Source organism: Micromonospora sp. NPDC051006 (assembly GCF_044456245.1).
Lineage (GTDB): Bacteria > Actinomycetota > Actinomycetes > Mycobacteriales > Micromonosporaceae > Micromonospora.
In genome coordinates this window covers 646,368-661,011 of the sequence record NZ_JBITFP010000001.1, presented here as the reverse complement: position 1 = coordinate 661,011, position 14,644 = coordinate 646,368, and the positions used below count along the sequence as shown (strand labels likewise).

The following is a 14,644-nucleotide window of genomic DNA, read 5'->3' as shown; positions in this document are numbered from 1 at the left end:
CCGGAATGATGGATTTGGCCAACAACGTTGCGTAATCAGTCGACTACAGAGCATGATGGTGGCGGCGACAGCGCCACATGTCGTCCGTGCCGCCTTGGGGAAGGCCGGCAGGGCGATCGGGGGGAATTGCCGGCTGACGCGTAACGAGGTCGGTAGGTACTGCAAGGGGGGACGTGTACACATGGGCATGATTGCCGACTGGCCGTCGCTGGCGGCGTGTCAGAACGGGGACCCGGACGCGTTGTTCGTACAGGGCGCCGAACAGAACGTGGCGAAGCGGATCTGCCGGAGCTGCCCAGTTCGGTACGAGTGCCTGGCTGACGCGCTCGACAACCGGATCGAGTTCGGTGTGTGGGGTGGCATGACCGAACGCGAACGCCGCGCGCTGCTGCGTCGTCACCCCCAGGTGACGAGCTGGCGCAAGATGTTCGAGGCCGCGATGAAGAAGAACAGCAAGGACAAGACCGGTAAGGACAAGATCCTGGTCACGACCGGCTGATTGCCGCGCCGATCGTCCGCAGCCCGTCGACGTCGTGCACGTCGGCGGGCTGTGCCGTCACCGAGACCGTCGGCACCGCAGGGAACGCCTCGGTGAACCGGGCGGCCACCTGCTGTTCGCGTACCGCCTGCCGGGCCAGCGCGGCGTGTGCCCGCAGCACGTCGGCGGTGCCCTCGTGGCCACCCAGCTCGGCCAGCCGCTCCGCGGCGGCCTTGCTGCGCGCCGCGTCCAGCTCCGGCACCGCCGGCCGGTGCACCCGGTTGAGCACCAGACCCGCCAGCGGCATCCGCTCGTCGCGCAGCCGCCCGGCGAAGTAGGCCGCCTCCCGGACCGCGTCCGACTCGGGCGCCGCGACCAGCAGGAAGGCCGTCTCCCCGGCCTGCAGGATGCGGTACGTCTGCTCGGCCCGCTGGCGGAAGCCGCCGAACATCGAGTCGAGCGCCGCCACGAAGCCGGACAGATCAGTCAGCAACTGGGCGCCGAGGACCTTCTGCACCACCTTCGAGAACATCCCGAACGAGGCGGTCACCAGGCTGAACATGCTGCGGCCACCGCTGCGCGCCGGTGCGAGCAGCAGGCGCAGCATCCGGCCGTCGAGGAACCGTGAGAGCCGGGCCGGCGCGTCCAGGAAGTCCAGCGCCGAGCGCGACGGCGGGGTGTCGACCACGATGAGGTCCCACTCACCCCGGGCGTGCAACTGCCCGAGCTTCTCCATCGCCATGTACTCCTGCGTGCCGGAGAAGGTGGAACTCATCGCCTGGTAGAAGGGGTTGGCGAAGATCTCCGCCGCCTTCGTCGGATCGGTGTGCTGGAGCACCACGTCGTCGAAGGTCCGCTTCATGTCGAGCATCATGGCGTGCAGCTCACCGCCGCTGGTCTCGACGTCGATGCCCTTCACCTGGCGGGGGGTGTTGTCCAGCTCGGTCAGGCCGAGCGACTGGGCCAGCCGGCGGGCCGGGTCGATGGTGAGCACCACCGTCCGGCGGCCGTGCTGCTCGGCGGCCCGCAGCGCCAGCGCGGCGGCCGTGGTCGTCTTCCCCACCCCACCCGCACCGCAGCACACCACGATCCGGACGCCCGGATCAGCGAGGATCTGGTCGACGTCGAGCTGCGGCGCCGCGTCTTCGGAAGGCACCAATCGAGCGTATCGGGCCGACCGGGTCCGTGCGCCCGTGCCGACCGGAGGTGTGAGTCAATCCGCCCTCAGCAGCGCTGCGGCCAGGGTGGCCAGCCCGGACCGGTCGACCCCGTCGGGCAGCAGCGGCAGCTCGATCAGCGGCAACCCCAGCTCGATCAGATCGGTCCGGAGGGAGTCCTCCAGTTCCCGGCGGATCACCTGGTCACGTGCCTCGTCGGCCAGCCCGGCGACGATGCCCCGGTCGGTCGGCAGCCCCGCCGCGAGCAGGCCGCGCCGCAGCTCAGCGGCGGTGACCACCCGGCCGGCGGGCAGCGGTGGCCGGGTTCCGTTGACGATCACCCGGCCCACCGGGAAGCCGAGCGAGGTCAGCTCCGCGATCGCGTCGACCGTCTCCTGGACCGGCATCTCCTCGAGCAGGGTCACCACGTGCACCGCCGTCATCGGCGAGCGCAGCAGCGCCGCGACGCCCTCGCTCTGCGTCTTGATCGGGCCGACCTTGGCCAGCCGGGCGGTTTCGGCCGTCACGTTCAGGAATCGGCCGATCCGTCCGGTCGGCGGGGCATCCAGCACCACCGCGTCGTACACGCGCCGCTGGCCGTCGGTGCGGGTGGTCGCCTCCTTCGCCTTGCCGGTGAGCAGCACGTCGCGCAGCCCCGGGGCGATGGTGGTGGCGAAGTCGATGGCACCGAACTTGCGCAGCGCCCGGCCGGCCGCGCCGAGCTTGTAGAACATGTCCAGGTACTCGAGGAGCGCCTCCTCGGCGTCCACCGCGAGCGCCCGCACCTCACCGCCGCCGGGCGCGTCGGTGAGGTGTCGCTCGGCGTACGGCAGCGGGTCGATGCCGAAGAGCTGGGCGATGCCCTGCCGTCCCTCGACCTCGAGCAGCAGGGTGCGCCGCCCGCCGTGGGCCAACGCCAGGGCCAGCGCCGCCGCGATGCTGGTCTTGCCGGTGCCGCCCTTGCCGGTGACCACGTGCAGTCGGGCCGGCCATCCGGTACCGGCCGGGTCGGTCGGCCGCTCAGCTGCTCGCACCCGTCGAGCCTATCCAGCCGTGGCGGTCAGGCGACCTCGCAGACCCACCAACCCGTCTTCTGCACCACAGTGAAGCGCAGCTCCTGGTCGGCCACCTTCTCGTCGGCGGTGGTCATGGTGACCTTGGTGGAGACGGTGGCCCGGTCGCCGGTCTGGTTGTCCACCTTCGGGGTGGTCCAGCGGAAACGGGGGCTCTTGTACTCGGAGACGTACTTCTCCACCTCGGCCACCTTCGTGGCGATCTTGTCGTCGTCCCGGGACGAGGAGCAGACCAGGGCGGTCGCCTTCGCGGCGTCCCGCTCCCGGTAGACGGCGGTGAGGAACCGCTCCACCGCGACCGCCGGCTCCTTCGCGCCCTCGCCGGTCTCGACGTTGCGCAGGGTCAGGAACGCGGTCACGCCCCCGCCGACGCAGAGCACCAGGACCACCACCAGCGCGATCGCGGCGATGAGCAGCCCACGCTTCTTCTTCGGCGGGGCGGGCGCCCCGTACGGGGGGAAGCCGGCCGGGGGTGCCGGGATCGCCGCCGGGTCGGTCACCGGCGGATGCCCGGACGGTGCCGCGCCGCCCGCGGCCGGGTCGCCGGGCTGCGCGGGGAAGGTCGGCGCGCCGGGCTGCCCGGGGAAGGCCGGCGCGGCCGGCTGTCCGGGGGCCGGCTGCGCGGGGACGCCGGAGACGGGCTGCGTCGGGGTGCCCGGGCCGGCCGGCTGGGCGGGGATGCCCGGGGCGTCGGACTGTCCGGCAGCGCCGGGGTGGGCCGGCGGGACGGCCGGCGATCCGGTCGGGTCGCCGCTGGGTGGCTGGGTCATCTCTTCCCCCGGGGGTGCGGCGCTCGCCGCCAGCCGGCGACTAGCGTGAAGTCGAGCTCGCGGCGACGCCGTCGCGTGCCGTCCGACCGAGAGGGTAGCGGTCGATGACCCCGTCGGTGTCGCCCGTGGCGCCAGCCGGGGGTGGGAGCGCGACCAGTCGGGGGAGCGTACCCGGCATCTGTCACATATGTGACTGGCCGCCGGTCGGGCGCGCGCGTCCTATTGGCGGGACTTCGCCCCCGGCCTACGGTCGTGCCGTCGCGGGGGAAACCGGGTCGGGCGGAGCTCCGGACCGGAACAGCGGGGACTTGACCAGGTACGACGCCCGGAGGCAGTGCATGCGCGACACGGACAACATCCCTCGAGCCCAGTTCCCGGCCAACGACCGGTCGCGTCGGCCCGGGTCTGGCTCGGCGGAGGGTGAGGGGCCGGTCGGGAGCCTGCCGATCAACGAGCGGTCCTACCGCCGTATCTCCGAACCGGTGGAGGTGATGCGGACGGTGAGCCGACCCACCGAGCCCGGCCGGGAGGACGAGGAGCCCGGTTACGTGATCCATCTGCCGATCCGGGTGCCCGACCTGGCCGCGGCCACCGTGCTCGCCAGCCGGATCGCGGTCTCCCTGGGCTTCCTGCCCGAGTTGGACGCCGGCGAGACCACCGTCTCCAACGCCGACGACCAGAACAACCGGCACCGGGTCTTCTGCGACCTGCTGCTGGCCGACCGCTCCCGCTGTCCCCAGCGCTACGAGCACGGCGGGCCGTGCGGCGAACTGCCGGCCGCGCCGGAGCAGCGTCCCGCGCCCCGGCCGTCAGCCGGACCGTAGGCTGTGCCTCGAAGATTCCGCGCACTCGAGGGAGCCCTGCACCGATGCAGAAGTGGGAGTACGCCACGGTCCCGCTGCTGGTCCACGCGACCAAGCAGATCTTGGACAACTGGGGAGAGGACGGGTGGGAGCTCGTCGCCGTGGTGCCCGGTCCGAATCCGGACCAACTGGTCGCCTACCTGAAGCGGCCCAAGGCATGAGCAACGGTCCGCACGCGAAGCTGGCCGAGCTGGGGCACGAGCTGCCCGAGGTGGTGCCTCCGGTGGCCAGCTACGTGCCGGCGGTGCAGACCGGCCAGCACGTCTACGTCTCCGGGCAGCTGCCGATGGCCGAGGGGAAGCTGCTCGCCACCGGCAAGGTGGGCGCCGGCATCTCCGCGGAGCAGGCCAAGGATCTCGCCCAGCGCTGCGCGCTCAACGCGCTGGCCGCGGTCGATTCGCTGGTCGGCCTGGAGAACGTGGTCAAGATCGTCAAGCTGACCGGTTTCGTCGCGTCGGCCCCCGGCTTCACCGGCCAGCCGGCGGTGATCAACGGCGCCTCCGACCTGTTCGGCGCCGTCTTCGGGGAGGCCGGCCGGCACGCGCGCAGCGCCGTCGGCGTGGCCGAGCTGCCCCTCGACGCCCCGGTCGAGATCGAGGTCATCGTCGAGGTCGGCTGACCGTTCCCGCCCGACTCTCCGCGATCTCGCGGGTCACCGCCCGGCGAATGCCGTGAACTGGCACAAACCCTGGGCGGTACCCGCAAGATCGCGGGGAGCGGTGGGCGGGGTCGTACGATCGCAGCCATGACGGGGCACGTGACCGCGCCGGCGGCAGCGCTCGCCGACCAACTGCCGGACTGGGTGACGCTGCTACGCGCCCCCAACCCGGGGCCGATGACGCTCGACGGCACGAACACCTGGCTGCTCCGTGCTCCTGGCCAGGAGTTGGGCGTCGTGGTCGACCCGGGGCCGGCCGACGAGGGCCACCTGGCCGCGATCGCGGCGCGCGGACCGATCGGGCTGGTGCTGATCACGCACGGCCACCCGGACCACACCGAGGGCGCCGCCCGGCTGAGCGAACTGCTCGGCGGGGTGCCGGTGCTCGCCGCCGACCCGGCGCACACCCTCGGCGGGTCACCACTCGCCGCCGGCGCGTCGCCGGACGTCCCAGGGCTGACCGTGCGGCTCGTACCGGCTCCCGGGCACACCGCCGACTCGGTCTGCTTCCTGGTCGAGCACGCCGCCGAGCGGGTGGTGCTCACCGGCGACACCATCCTCGGGCGGGGCACCACCGTGGTCGCCCACCCGGACGGGCACCTCGGGGACTACCTGGCCAGCCTGGAGCTGCTCTCGACGTACCGCGGGGTCCCGGCACTGCCGGGGCACGGGCCGGCGCTGGCCGACTGCGGTGCGGCGGCCGACTTCTACCTCGCCCACCGGCGGGCCCGGCTCGACCAGGTGCGGGCGGCGGTCGCCGCCGGCGCCGGCACCGCGGCCGAGGTGGTCGCGGCGGTCTACGCCGACGTGGACCGGTCGCTCTGGTGGGCCGCCGAGTGGTCGGTGCGCGCACAGCTGGAGTACCTCGCGGTGCCGACCCGGGAATCCGGGGACGGGGGTACGGAGTTGGAGCAGCCGTGACCTGCCCGGTGTGCGGAACCGTCGCCGTGCCCGGCGCGCGGTTCTGCCACAACTGCGGCGCCGCGCTGCCGGCCGCCGCGACGCTGCCGGCCGCCGAGCGCCGGGTGGTCACCGTGCTCTTCGGCGACCTCTCCGACTTCACCTCCTGGTCCGAGGACCTCGACCCGGAGCGGGTCGGCGCGGTCACCGACCGGGTGCTCGCCGCGCTCGCGGGCGCGGTCAAGACCTTCGGCGGGCACGTCGACAAGCTGACCGGCGACGGGATCATGGCGGTCTTCGGCGCTCCGGTGGCGCACGAGGACGACGCCGAGCGGGCGGTCCGCGCCGCGCTCTCCATGCAGCGGGCGGTGCGCCGGGTCCTCGACGACGAGCGCGGCGGCGGCGCTCCCCTCGGCCTGCGGGTGGGGTTGAACACCGGCGACGTGATCGCCGGCATCCAGGCGGCCATCGAATACACGGTCATCGGCGACACGGTGAACACCGCCGCGCGGCTCGCCGACGCCGGGGCGGTCGGCGCGGTCTACGCCGGTGCCCGGACCGCCGCCGCGACCCGGCACGTGGCCTCCTGGCGAGCCCTGCGGCCGCTGCGGCTGAAGGGCAAGCGCGAGCCGGTCGAGGCGTACGAGCTGCTCGGCCTCCTGGACGCGCCGGGCACCCGCTCCGGCCTCGGCGACGAGGCGCCGTTCGTCGGCCGGGAGACCGAGATCGGTCGGGTCGCCGGCCGGCTCGCCGAGGTGATCGACCGGGGCGAGCCGCGGGTGCTGCTGATGACCGCCGAGGCGGGCATCGGCAAGTCCCGCTTCGCGGCCGAGGTCGAGCGCCTCGCCGCCGGTTACGACGTGGGCGCCGGCCGGTACGCCGCGCACACCGGCGCCCGGGTGCTCTCGGTGCGCTGCGCCGCCTTCGGCGAGCGACGCCGGCTGGCCCCACTGGCCGACCTGGTCCGCGCCGCGGTCGGGCTGCCCGGCGACGCGGCCACCGCGCTGACCCGCCCGGCGGTCGAAGAGCGCCTGCGCCGGCTCGGCCAGCGGCTCGCCCGCGCCGGCACCGAGCCTGCGCCGATCCCCACCGACCAGCTCCTCGCCCTGCTCGGCTACGCCGAGCTGCCTGCGCACGGCGGCACCGACAACGGCGAGTGGACCGGCGCCGGTGCGCTGCCGGCGGACGCCGAGGCGGTGCCGAACGCGGTCGCCGACCTGCTCAGCGCACTCGCGGTGGAGGCGCCGCTGGTGGTGATCGTGGACGACCTGCACGACGCGACCCCGGAGACCATCCGGGCGCTGGGGATGGCGCTGTCCCGGCTCGCCGGCCCGGTGCTGGTGCTGCTGCTCGGCCGCCCCGAGCTGGTCCGGACGGCCGGTGCGCTGACCCGGGTCGCCGACGCCGAGGTGCACGCGCTGCCGCCGCTGCGCGGCGCCGACGCGGCCCGGCTGCTGACCAGCTACCTCAGCGGCGGGAAGCTGCCCCAGGCCGACGCCGACCGGTTGCTCGCCACCGCGCAGGGCAACCCGTTCTACCTGGCCGAGCTGGTGACCCTGCTCCTGGAGCGCGGCGCGCTGACCGCAGGGCCGGGCCGCGGCGCCAGCGTCGGCTGGCGACTCGCCCCCGGCTCGCTGGGCAGCCGGCTGCTCTCCCGGGATCTCGCCGCCGTGCTGGCGGCCCGCATCGACGCGCTGCCGCCGGACGCCCGGTCGGCGCTGCGGGACGCCGCGGTGGTCGGCGACACCGTTCCGACCGGCGCCCTGGAGGCGCTGCGCGAACAGCACGCCGGGCGGGACGGTCGTCCCGCCGCGGTGGTCGCGGTCGAGCTGGAGCGGGCCGTCGAAGAGCTGCTGCAACGGCGCATGTTGCACCGCACCCGCACCGGTTACGCCTTCGCGACCCCGTTGATGCGCGAAGCCGTGTACGCCGGGGTGAGCAAAGCCGAGCTGGCCGAGCGGCACGCGGCGCTGGCCCGCTGGGCGGCGCCGGGCGACGCCGGGCACGACCCGGCGGCACCGAACCCGGCAGCCGCTTTCACCGACGCCGACCGGGACGAGTTCGTCGCCGCCCACGTCGAGCGGGCCGCCACGCTCGCCGACGCGGTGAAGCTGCGCCCGGACGCGCCGGCCCGCGCGGTGGTCCCGCTCGGGGTCGCCGCGCTCGGCCGGGCCGCACGCCGGTCGCTCACCGCCGGCGAGCCGGCGCTGGCCGTCGAGTACGCCGAGCGCGCCGCCGAGCTGGCCCCCGACGGTGTGCCGGCGACGGACCGGGTGGTGCACGCCCGCGCGCTGCTCCAGATCGGCCGGGCGGCCGACGCGCTGGCCTCGGCCGAGAAGATCGCCGCCAACGCGGGCGAGGAGACCGTGCGGGCCAGCGCGCTGCTCCTCGCCGGGCAGGCCCACCAGACCCTGGGCGACCAGACCCGCGCGGTGGCCGCGTGGCAGGAGGCGTTGCAGGTGGCCACCGCGGGCGGCCTGGCCACGCAGCGCGCCTCGGCGATGCGCCGGCTGGGCATGGCCGACTTCGTGGCCGGGCGACTCAGCCAGGCGAGCAGCCGGTTGGCCGGCGCGTACCAGGTCAGCCTGGGCGCGAAGGACCGGCACGGGCAGGCCTGGTCGCTGCAGAATCTGGCCTGGGTCGCCACCACCCGGGGCGACTTCGCCGGTACGGACGCGGTGCTGGGCCGGGCCGCCCGGCTCTTCGCCGAGCTGAAGGACCCGTACGGTCGGGCCTGGCTGCGCGGCACCACCGCCTACGCCCGCCTGCTCGCCGGGCGGCTGCGCGAGGCCGACCGGTTGGCGCGGGTCTTCCTGCCCTTCGGCGAGCGGGTCGGTGAGGCGTGGGCGGTGGGCACGCTGCGCGCGGTCGAGGCGTTCGCCAGCGCCGAGCTGGGCGAGCTGGCCGAGGCGGACCGGGAGGCCCGCCGGGCGTACCGCGAGTTCGCCGCCGCCTCGGACGACTGGGGGCGCGGGTTCGCGCTGGTGGTGCGGGGGGTGGTGGCACGCGGGCTGGGCGAGCCGGAGCACGCGGCGGACCTGTTCACCGACGCGCTGTCCTACGCCGCTCGTACGGCGCACCCGTTGCTGACCGGGATGGCCGGCACGCTGCGCGGCTTCGTGGCGCTCGACATGGGTGACGGGCCGGCGGCCGAGCGGGACGCCCGGGCGGTGCTGACCGCCGTCGAGCCGCACAACCCTCAGGCGCCGGCCCAGGTGGCGCCCCGGGTGCTGCTGGCCACCGCCCGGCTGGCGGCCGGTGACTCGGCGACCGCGGTGGGGCTGCTCGCCCCGCTGGCCACCACGGCCGCCGCGAACACCCCCGCGCTGCTCTTCGCCCGCCGCCAGACGATGGCCCGGTACGCCTCGGCGCTGCTCGCCCACGGGCAGCGGGATCAGGCGCTGGACTGGGCCCGGCGGGCGGCCGCCGCTCCGGCCGAGGACGTCCGCAGTCAGGTGATCGCGGCCGGTGTGCTGGCCGAGGCGTTGGCCGCCTGCGGCCGCCCGGCCGAGGCGCTGGCCAGCGCCGAGGAGGCGGTCCGCCTGGCGTACGCGACCGAGCAGCGCAGCGAGCGCCCCGCCGCCGACGCCCTGCGCGCCCGCCTCCTCCCCTGACCCCCGGCTGCCCGCCCGGCCCCCTGGTCGCTCGGGTTGATCAAGAGGTTCGCGTCAGAGTCGATCTCCAACTTGACGCGGATCTCTTGATCAACGCGGGTGGTTGCGGACGGTCGGGCAGTGGTGGGACGGGTCTGCCGGTTTCGCCGATGGTGCCCCGGTCCGGCGGCGGTTAGCGTGTCGGCGTTGATGCGGCGGTCCACAGTGGCGGCCGCACCGGTACCTGGGGAGGACCGAGATGAAACTGCCGCGTACCGCCGCGGGCTGGACGATCGCGGTCTTCGGCGTGTTGGCGCTCGTCATGGGCGCGGTCGGGCTGCTCTGGCCGGAGGCGATGCTGCGGTCGCTCGGTTTCGAGGTGCCGGCCAGCCGGGCCCCGGGCGACCACACCGGGACCTTCCTGCTCGCCTCCTCGATGGCTTCGTTCAACATGGGGGTCTACTACCTGCTGGCCACCGCCACCGAGTGGCGCGCCTTCTACCGCTTCACCGTGGTGTTCCGGCTGGTCACCTTCACCGTGTTCAGCATCGCGGTGCTGTCCGACATCGCGCCCGACCGGTTCTTCGGCGTGGCCGCCTGGGAGGGCGTCGGCGCGGTGGCGACCGCGGTCGGCCTGTGGTGGGACACCCGCCGAGCGGCCTCGGCCGGTGGTGTCGCGGCGGGCGGAGACGCGGCGCCGACGGCGGCCGATCCGAGCGGCGGGGACGGGTCCGGGGCCGGTGGCTCGGCACCCGCCGTCGACGCGGTGCGCTGAGACGTCTGCCCGGTTGGGTATTTTCGAAGCTGTGACCGACACTCCGTCCGGCGGCCTACCGGTACCGATCGTGCCCGGTCTAACCGATTTGCGGGTATTTGCCCGGGGTGGTTACGCCACTGTCTACCGGGCCACCCAGATCTCCGTCGGCCGCGAGGTCGCGGTCAAGGTGGAGAATCGCACCCTGGACAGCGAGCGCGACCAGGCCCGGTTCCTGCGTGAGGCGCGCGCGGCCGGCCGGATGTCGTCGCATCCGCACGTGGTCGACCTCTTCGACGTCGGGGTCACCGTCGACCAGCACCCCTACCTGATCATGGAGCTCTGCGACGGTTCCTATGCGGAGCGGATGCGTACCTCCCCGCTGGACGCCGCGGAGACGCGCGACCTCGGCATCAAGATCGCGGACGCGCTGGCCCACTCGCACGCGGCCGGCGTGCTGCACCGGGACGTGAAGCCGGCCAACATCCTCTACTCGCACTTCAACCCGGCGGTGCTGGCCGACTTCGGGCTGGCCGTGCTGGCCGAGGTGCGCGACGCGTCGGTCACCCTGGAGGTGCTCACCCCGGCCTACGCGCCGCCGGAGATGTTCAGCCACAGCCCGCCATCGCCCGCCGTCGACGTCTACGCGCTCTGCGCCACGCTCTACGCGGTGATGCACGGCCGGCCGCCCCGCTGGCAGACCGAGCGCAATCCGAGCCTGGTCACCGTGCTGGAGATGTTCAACCAGCCGATCCCCGGGCTGCCCGGTGTGCCGGACGAGCTGATCGACGTGCTGCGCGCCGGAATGGCGAACGACCCGGACCATCGACCCACCGCGGTCGAGCTGCGCGCGATGCTCTCCGCGCTGCCGCTCGACCCGACCTCGGCGCCGGTCAGCGGCGCGGCGGCAGCGGGCCTGCCGACCGGTGGGCATTCCGCCGTCGGCCCGTACGCGGCCGGCCGTGGCGGCCAGCCACTGCCCCGCCCCGCGGCCGAGGACGACCACCCCACGCTGCCCGCCCCGGCCGGTGCCCGGCGGTGGCGGCGGCGCTGGTTCCTCGGTGGCGCCGGGGCGCTCGCGCTGGCCGGGTCGGCGACCGCCGGGGCCTGGATGGCCGAGCGTCCGCCCGCGCCGGGTCCGTCCCCGTCGGTGAGCCGGGCTGCCGCGGACGCGGCCGACCGGATGCCGCCGGGCTGCACCACCGAGTCCGGGGCGGCCGCCGTGCTGCCCGGCGGCGCCCGATGCCTGCCCGAGCTGGAGTGCTTCGGCCCGGTGCGGGTGCGCGGTGATCGGGCCGAGGCGGCCCGGGTGGCCTGCGACGGCCCGCACACCTGGGAGGCCTACGCCGAGGGCCTGCTGCCGGTGGCTCTGGTCGGCGCCGCCTACCCCGACGTACGCGCCGATCCGACCGTCCAGAAGGTGTGCAGCACCAGCACCTTCCGGCTGACCACCGGGATCAGCTCCGTCGCCGGCTGGCACCTGGAGGTGCTCCCGCCGGTCGAGGGCAACGTCGACCGGGTGTTCCGCTGCCTGGCCGGGCGCGGCGTCGACGCGCTGACCGTGCCGACGCTCACCGGTCGCTGAAGCGGCCGGCGGGGTCGTCGAGCCAGCCGGAGCCACGCCGCCGGTCGCGTACCGCGCGCAACGCGTCGCGGCTGTCCAGCGCGTCGAGGGTGTCCGCGTCCACCGCCAGCGGGTCCACCAGGTGGTGCCCGGGTGCCGGCGCGCGCTCCGCCGCCGGCTCGTCGGCCTGCCGGGCGGCGGCCACCGACACCCCGGAGATCGTCGCGAGCAGGACGAAGAGCAGGGCCAATCCCACGCCGAGCAGGTCCTGCCGCCGCCAGACGACGAGCGTCACCAGCAGGGCGAGCGCGGCCAGCGCCGCGACGGCCGCCACCGTACGCGCATCGGGCCTGGTCAACCTCTTCACCTGTCCAGCATGTCGCCGTCGCCCCGGCTGTCAACCGCTGAGCGGTGAGGACGTGTAGCGTCGGGCATGACGGAAACGTTACATCGGCACGTGGATTGTCTTTCTTGTAAGCGTTTCTCGGGCCACATTCATTGCCCACGATCTCTAGACTGACGGGGCTGACCGTCCGCTGAGGACCCCGGGGTGCGGCGGGCGATCGGGCGCCTGCCGCACCCCGGCTTCGCCCCGAGGACGCCCCGCCGTGGCGACCACGAAAATGGCTCCGAGCCGCTACTCTCGGTGTCCCGCAGGCTGGACACGTCAGCGAGGTCGCCGATGAACGCACGCCCCCGCACCCGACTCCGCTCGGTCACGACCACGCTGGCGGTCGCGTTGACGCTGACCCTCGCCGCGGCAGCCGGCTGCGACAGCCGCCAGGAGCCGGATCTCCCGTCGGTGCAGGAGAAGCTCCGTGAGACGCACATCTACGGCCAGACGAAACTGCGCATCGGGGTCGCGACCAACGAGCCGATGATGGGCGAGCTACGCAACGGCGTACACGTCGGCTTCGACGTGGAGATCGCCCGCTACATCGCCGCCTCCCTCGGCTACGAGGGCGACCAGCGGTTGGAGTTCGTGTCGGTCTCCACCGAGGACCGCATTCCCGCGCTCCAGGGCGGCACCGTCGACCTGGTGGTCTCCAGCTTCTCGATCACCGAGGAGCGCAAGAAGCTGGTCAGCTTCGCCGGGCCGTACTTCGTCACCACGCAGGAGGCGATGGTGCCGACCCGGCTCAAGGACAAGATCCGCACCATCGAGGACCTCCGCGACCCCAACTACAAGGTCTGCACCAGCGGTGGCTCGACCACCGAGGCGGAGCTGGAGAAGCACCAGGTCCGTGCGCTCGTGGTGAAGGACGTCGGTGACTGCGTCGCCGGCATCCGGGCCGGCCGCTACGACGCGGTCAGCTCCGACGAGGCGATCCTGGCCGGCTTCCTGGCCCGGTTCCCGACCGAGTTCGAGATCGTCGACATGCCCTTCGGCACCAGCGAACTGCTCGGCGTCGGCGTGCCGATCGGTGACCCGGCACTGCGCGACCTGGTCGCGTTCTTCCTCGACAAGAGCTACCGGCAGGGGCGTGACGGGCAGGCCAGCCCCTGGCAGACCGCGTACAACCGGACGCTCGGGCCCTGGCTGCCTGCCGAGAAGCGGCAACCGCAGCCGCTGGAGGTGCCGAAACTGGTCGACTTCGACGACAAGGCGCCGACACGATGAGCGCGTCGGCGACCACCGCCCCCGGCGGCCCGGACGCCGACGGCTCGGGGTCGGCGCTGCGCGACGACGCCCCGCCCGTCCCCGCCCAGACCGCCGCGCCGTCGTCCGCCGCACCCGAACCCGGCTCGGCGGTGCCGGGTGCCGGGCGTTCCGGCGAACCGGAGGCCGGTACGGAGCGGGCGGTGCCACCGGAGCCGGCGGCCTGGTACGACCGCGCTCGACCGCTCGCCGACGGCCGGGATCCGGCCGAGCGCCGGGCCAGGGCCAGCCAGTCGTTCTGGACCGCCCTGGTCGGCGTGCCGGCGATCTTCTCGGTGCTCCGGCTCGGGGTGGAGGCCGGCGGCGAACTCCAGACCACCCTGCTGCTGGTGGCGAACGTCGGCCCGGTCAACCTGCTCGCCGGCTTCCTCACCACGGCGGCCCGGCTGCTCTCCACCGGTCTGGTCGCCGTCTTCGCGTTCGGCGCGGTGCTCGGCGCCAGCGTCGACCGGCTGCCGCCCGGCACCCGTCGCCGCCCGCTCTTCGCCCGCTGGGCGGAGATCACCCCGGTCTGGCTGGTGCTGGCGAGTTTCCTGCTCGCCCTGGTCACCTGGCCGCTGCTCTACCTGCCGCTGCTCATCCCGGCGTTCGTGGCCGCGCTCCAGCTGACCCCGGCGCACCTGCACGAGCGGGTCGGGGCTCGGGTGTTGCTGGTGCTGGCCCTGCTCGGCGGGTACGCGTGGCTGCTGCTGCCCACCCTGCTCGACGCCGGACGGCAGGGCGAACTGCTGCCCCTGGCGCTGCTCGCCGTGCCGCCGCTGCTCGCGCTTGGCATCTCCGGCCCGCTGCCCGGCGCGGTCATCCGACCGCTCGCCTCGGTCACCGAGGTCGCCGTGCTGGCCATGCTGGTCTGGGCGGCGCTGCCGGTGATCAGCACGCCGGTGCTGCCGCTGACCGTGACCACCGTCGGGGCGGAGACCGGCCCGACCGAGGACGTCCGCGGACACGTGGTCACCACCGACGACGTGAACATGGTGATCCTCCAGGAGCAGGGCGGCGTCCGGTACGTGCCGGTCGGGCTGGTACGCGGGCAGGTGCTCTGCCCGAGCGAGGAGGAGCTGCCGCGCCACCAGCTGCGGATCCACGACTTCCACGTGGAGGACTCCCTGCTGGAGGGGCTGGGCCGCCGGGTACGACCGGTGCACCGCATCGACGCCGCCTGCCGCTGAGCCCG

General features: G+C 74.2%; 14 protein-coding genes. 10 read left to right on the top strand and 4 right to left on the bottom strand.

Annotated elements, in window-relative coordinates; translation table 11 throughout:
• Positions 1-181: 181 nt before the first annotated feature.
• Positions 182-499, top strand: coding sequence for a WhiB family transcriptional regulator (locus ACIBBA_RS03125; protein ID WP_350873585.1), 318 nt, complete (start codon positions 182-184; stop codon positions 497-499).
• On the opposite strand, the gene ACIBBA_RS03120 is transcribed toward ACIBBA_RS03125, so the two are convergent.
• Genes ACIBBA_RS03120 through ACIBBA_RS03110 form a run of 3 tightly spaced genes read right to left on the bottom strand, consistent with a single transcriptional unit; the run spans position 486 to position 3,388 of the window.
• Complete coding sequence (locus ACIBBA_RS03120; protein ID WP_357055529.1) at positions 486-1,637, bottom strand: ArsA-related P-loop ATPase; 1,152 nt, start codon at positions 1,635-1,637, stop codon at positions 486-488. The two genes, ACIBBA_RS03125 and ACIBBA_RS03120, sit on opposite strands and share 14 nt — an antisense overlap.
• Positions 1,638-1,691: 54 nt before the next feature.
• A complete protein-coding gene (locus ACIBBA_RS03115; RefSeq protein ID WP_396693190.1) occupies positions 1,692-2,669 on the bottom strand; it encodes an ArsA-related P-loop ATPase in 978 nt (325 codons plus the stop codon).
• Positions 2,670-2,695: 26 nt separating this feature from the next.
• Complete coding sequence (locus ACIBBA_RS03110; RefSeq protein ID WP_396693436.1) at positions 2,696-3,388, bottom strand: hypothetical protein; 693 nt, start codon at positions 3,386-3,388, stop codon at positions 2,696-2,698.
• 428 nt (positions 3,389-3,816) lie between these two features.
• Here ACIBBA_RS03110 and ACIBBA_RS03105 point away from each other — a divergent pair, with 428 nt between their 5' ends.
• The 7 genes from ACIBBA_RS03105 to ACIBBA_RS03075 all read left to right on the top strand — a co-directional run bounded on the left by ACIBBA_RS03105 (position 3,817) and on the right by ACIBBA_RS03075 (position 11,831).
• Positions 3,817-4,302, top strand: coding sequence for a hypothetical protein (locus tag ACIBBA_RS03105; protein ID WP_396693188.1), 486 nt, complete (start codon positions 3,817-3,819; stop codon positions 4,300-4,302).
• A 44-nt stretch (positions 4,303-4,346) separates the two neighbouring features.
• Positions 4,347-4,502, top strand: a complete 156-nt coding sequence (locus ACIBBA_RS03100) for a hypothetical protein (RefSeq protein WP_174242689.1) — start codon at positions 4,347-4,349, stop codon at positions 4,500-4,502.
• A complete protein-coding gene (locus tag ACIBBA_RS03095) occupies positions 4,499-4,960 on the top strand; it encodes a RidA family protein (RefSeq protein ID WP_350873581.1) in 462 nt (153 codons plus the stop codon). The genes ACIBBA_RS03100 and ACIBBA_RS03095 overlap by 4 nt, the downstream gene beginning before the upstream one ends.
• Positions 4,961-5,086: 126 nt before the next feature.
• The gene (locus ACIBBA_RS03090; RefSeq protein ID WP_396693186.1) at positions 5,087-5,920 is read left to right on the top strand and encodes an MBL fold metallo-hydrolase; all 834 of its coding nucleotides are present in this window, start codon (positions 5,087-5,089) and stop codon (positions 5,918-5,920) included.
• The gene (locus ACIBBA_RS03085; protein WP_396693184.1) at positions 5,917-9,513 is read left to right on the top strand and encodes an adenylate/guanylate cyclase domain-containing protein; all 3,597 of its coding nucleotides are present in this window, start codon (positions 5,917-5,919) and stop codon (positions 9,511-9,513) included. Before ACIBBA_RS03090 ends, ACIBBA_RS03085 begins: the two co-directional genes overlap by 4 nt.
• Before the next feature lie 238 nt (positions 9,514-9,751).
• Positions 9,752-10,267 (top strand): hypothetical protein, encoded by a 516-nt coding sequence (locus ACIBBA_RS03080; RefSeq protein WP_396693182.1) that lies wholly within the window; start codon positions 9,752-9,754, stop codon positions 10,265-10,267.
• Positions 10,268-10,298: 31 nt separating this feature from the next.
• Entirely contained in the window at positions 10,299-11,831 is a 1,533-nt protein-coding gene (locus ACIBBA_RS03075) for a protein kinase (protein WP_396693180.1), read from the top strand.
• On the opposite strand, the gene ACIBBA_RS03070 is transcribed toward ACIBBA_RS03075, so the two are convergent.
• The gene (locus tag ACIBBA_RS03070) at positions 11,818-12,168 is read right to left on the bottom strand and encodes a hypothetical protein (protein WP_396693178.1); all 351 of its coding nucleotides are present in this window, start codon (positions 12,166-12,168) and stop codon (positions 11,818-11,820) included. The genes ACIBBA_RS03075 and ACIBBA_RS03070 overlap by 14 nt on opposite strands.
• Before the next feature lie 324 nt (positions 12,169-12,492).
• Between ACIBBA_RS03070 and ACIBBA_RS03065 the strand changes: the two genes are divergently transcribed.
• Both ACIBBA_RS03065 and ACIBBA_RS03060 read left to right on the top strand, forming a co-directional pair.
• The gene (locus tag ACIBBA_RS03065; RefSeq protein WP_396693176.1) at positions 12,493-13,431 is read left to right on the top strand and encodes a transporter substrate-binding domain-containing protein; all 939 of its coding nucleotides are present in this window, start codon (positions 12,493-12,495) and stop codon (positions 13,429-13,431) included.
• Positions 13,428-14,639, top strand: a complete 1,212-nt coding sequence (locus tag ACIBBA_RS03060) for a hypothetical protein (RefSeq protein ID WP_396693174.1) — start codon at positions 13,428-13,430, stop codon at positions 14,637-14,639. Before ACIBBA_RS03065 ends, ACIBBA_RS03060 begins: the two co-directional genes overlap by 4 nt.
• The last annotated feature ends 5 nt before the right edge of the window (positions 14,640-14,644 follow it).

Coding starts and splice junctions, on each gene's coding strand:
- ACIBBA_RS03125 (WP_350873585.1), top strand. CDS start 182: ATGGGCATGATTGCCGACTGGCCGTCGCTGGCGGCGTGTCAGAACGGG.
- ACIBBA_RS03105 (WP_396693188.1), top strand. CDS start 3,817: ATGCGCGACACGGACAACATCCCTCGAGCCCAGTTCCCGGCCAACGAC.
- ACIBBA_RS03100 (WP_174242689.1), top strand. CDS start 4,347: ATGCAGAAGTGGGAGTACGCCACGGTCCCGCTGCTGGTCCACGCGACC.
- ACIBBA_RS03095 (WP_350873581.1), top strand. CDS start 4,499: ATGAGCAACGGTCCGCACGCGAAGCTGGCCGAGCTGGGGCACGAGCTG.
- ACIBBA_RS03090 (WP_396693186.1), top strand. CDS start 5,087: ATGACGGGGCACGTGACCGCGCCGGCGGCAGCGCTCGCCGACCAACTG.
- ACIBBA_RS03080 (WP_396693182.1), top strand. CDS start 9,752: ATGAAACTGCCGCGTACCGCCGCGGGCTGGACGATCGCGGTCTTCGGC.
- ACIBBA_RS03065 (WP_396693176.1), top strand. CDS start 12,493: ATGAACGCACGCCCCCGCACCCGACTCCGCTCGGTCACGACCACGCTG.
- ACIBBA_RS03060 (WP_396693174.1), top strand. CDS start 13,428: ATGAGCGCGTCGGCGACCACCGCCCCCGGCGGCCCGGACGCCGACGGC.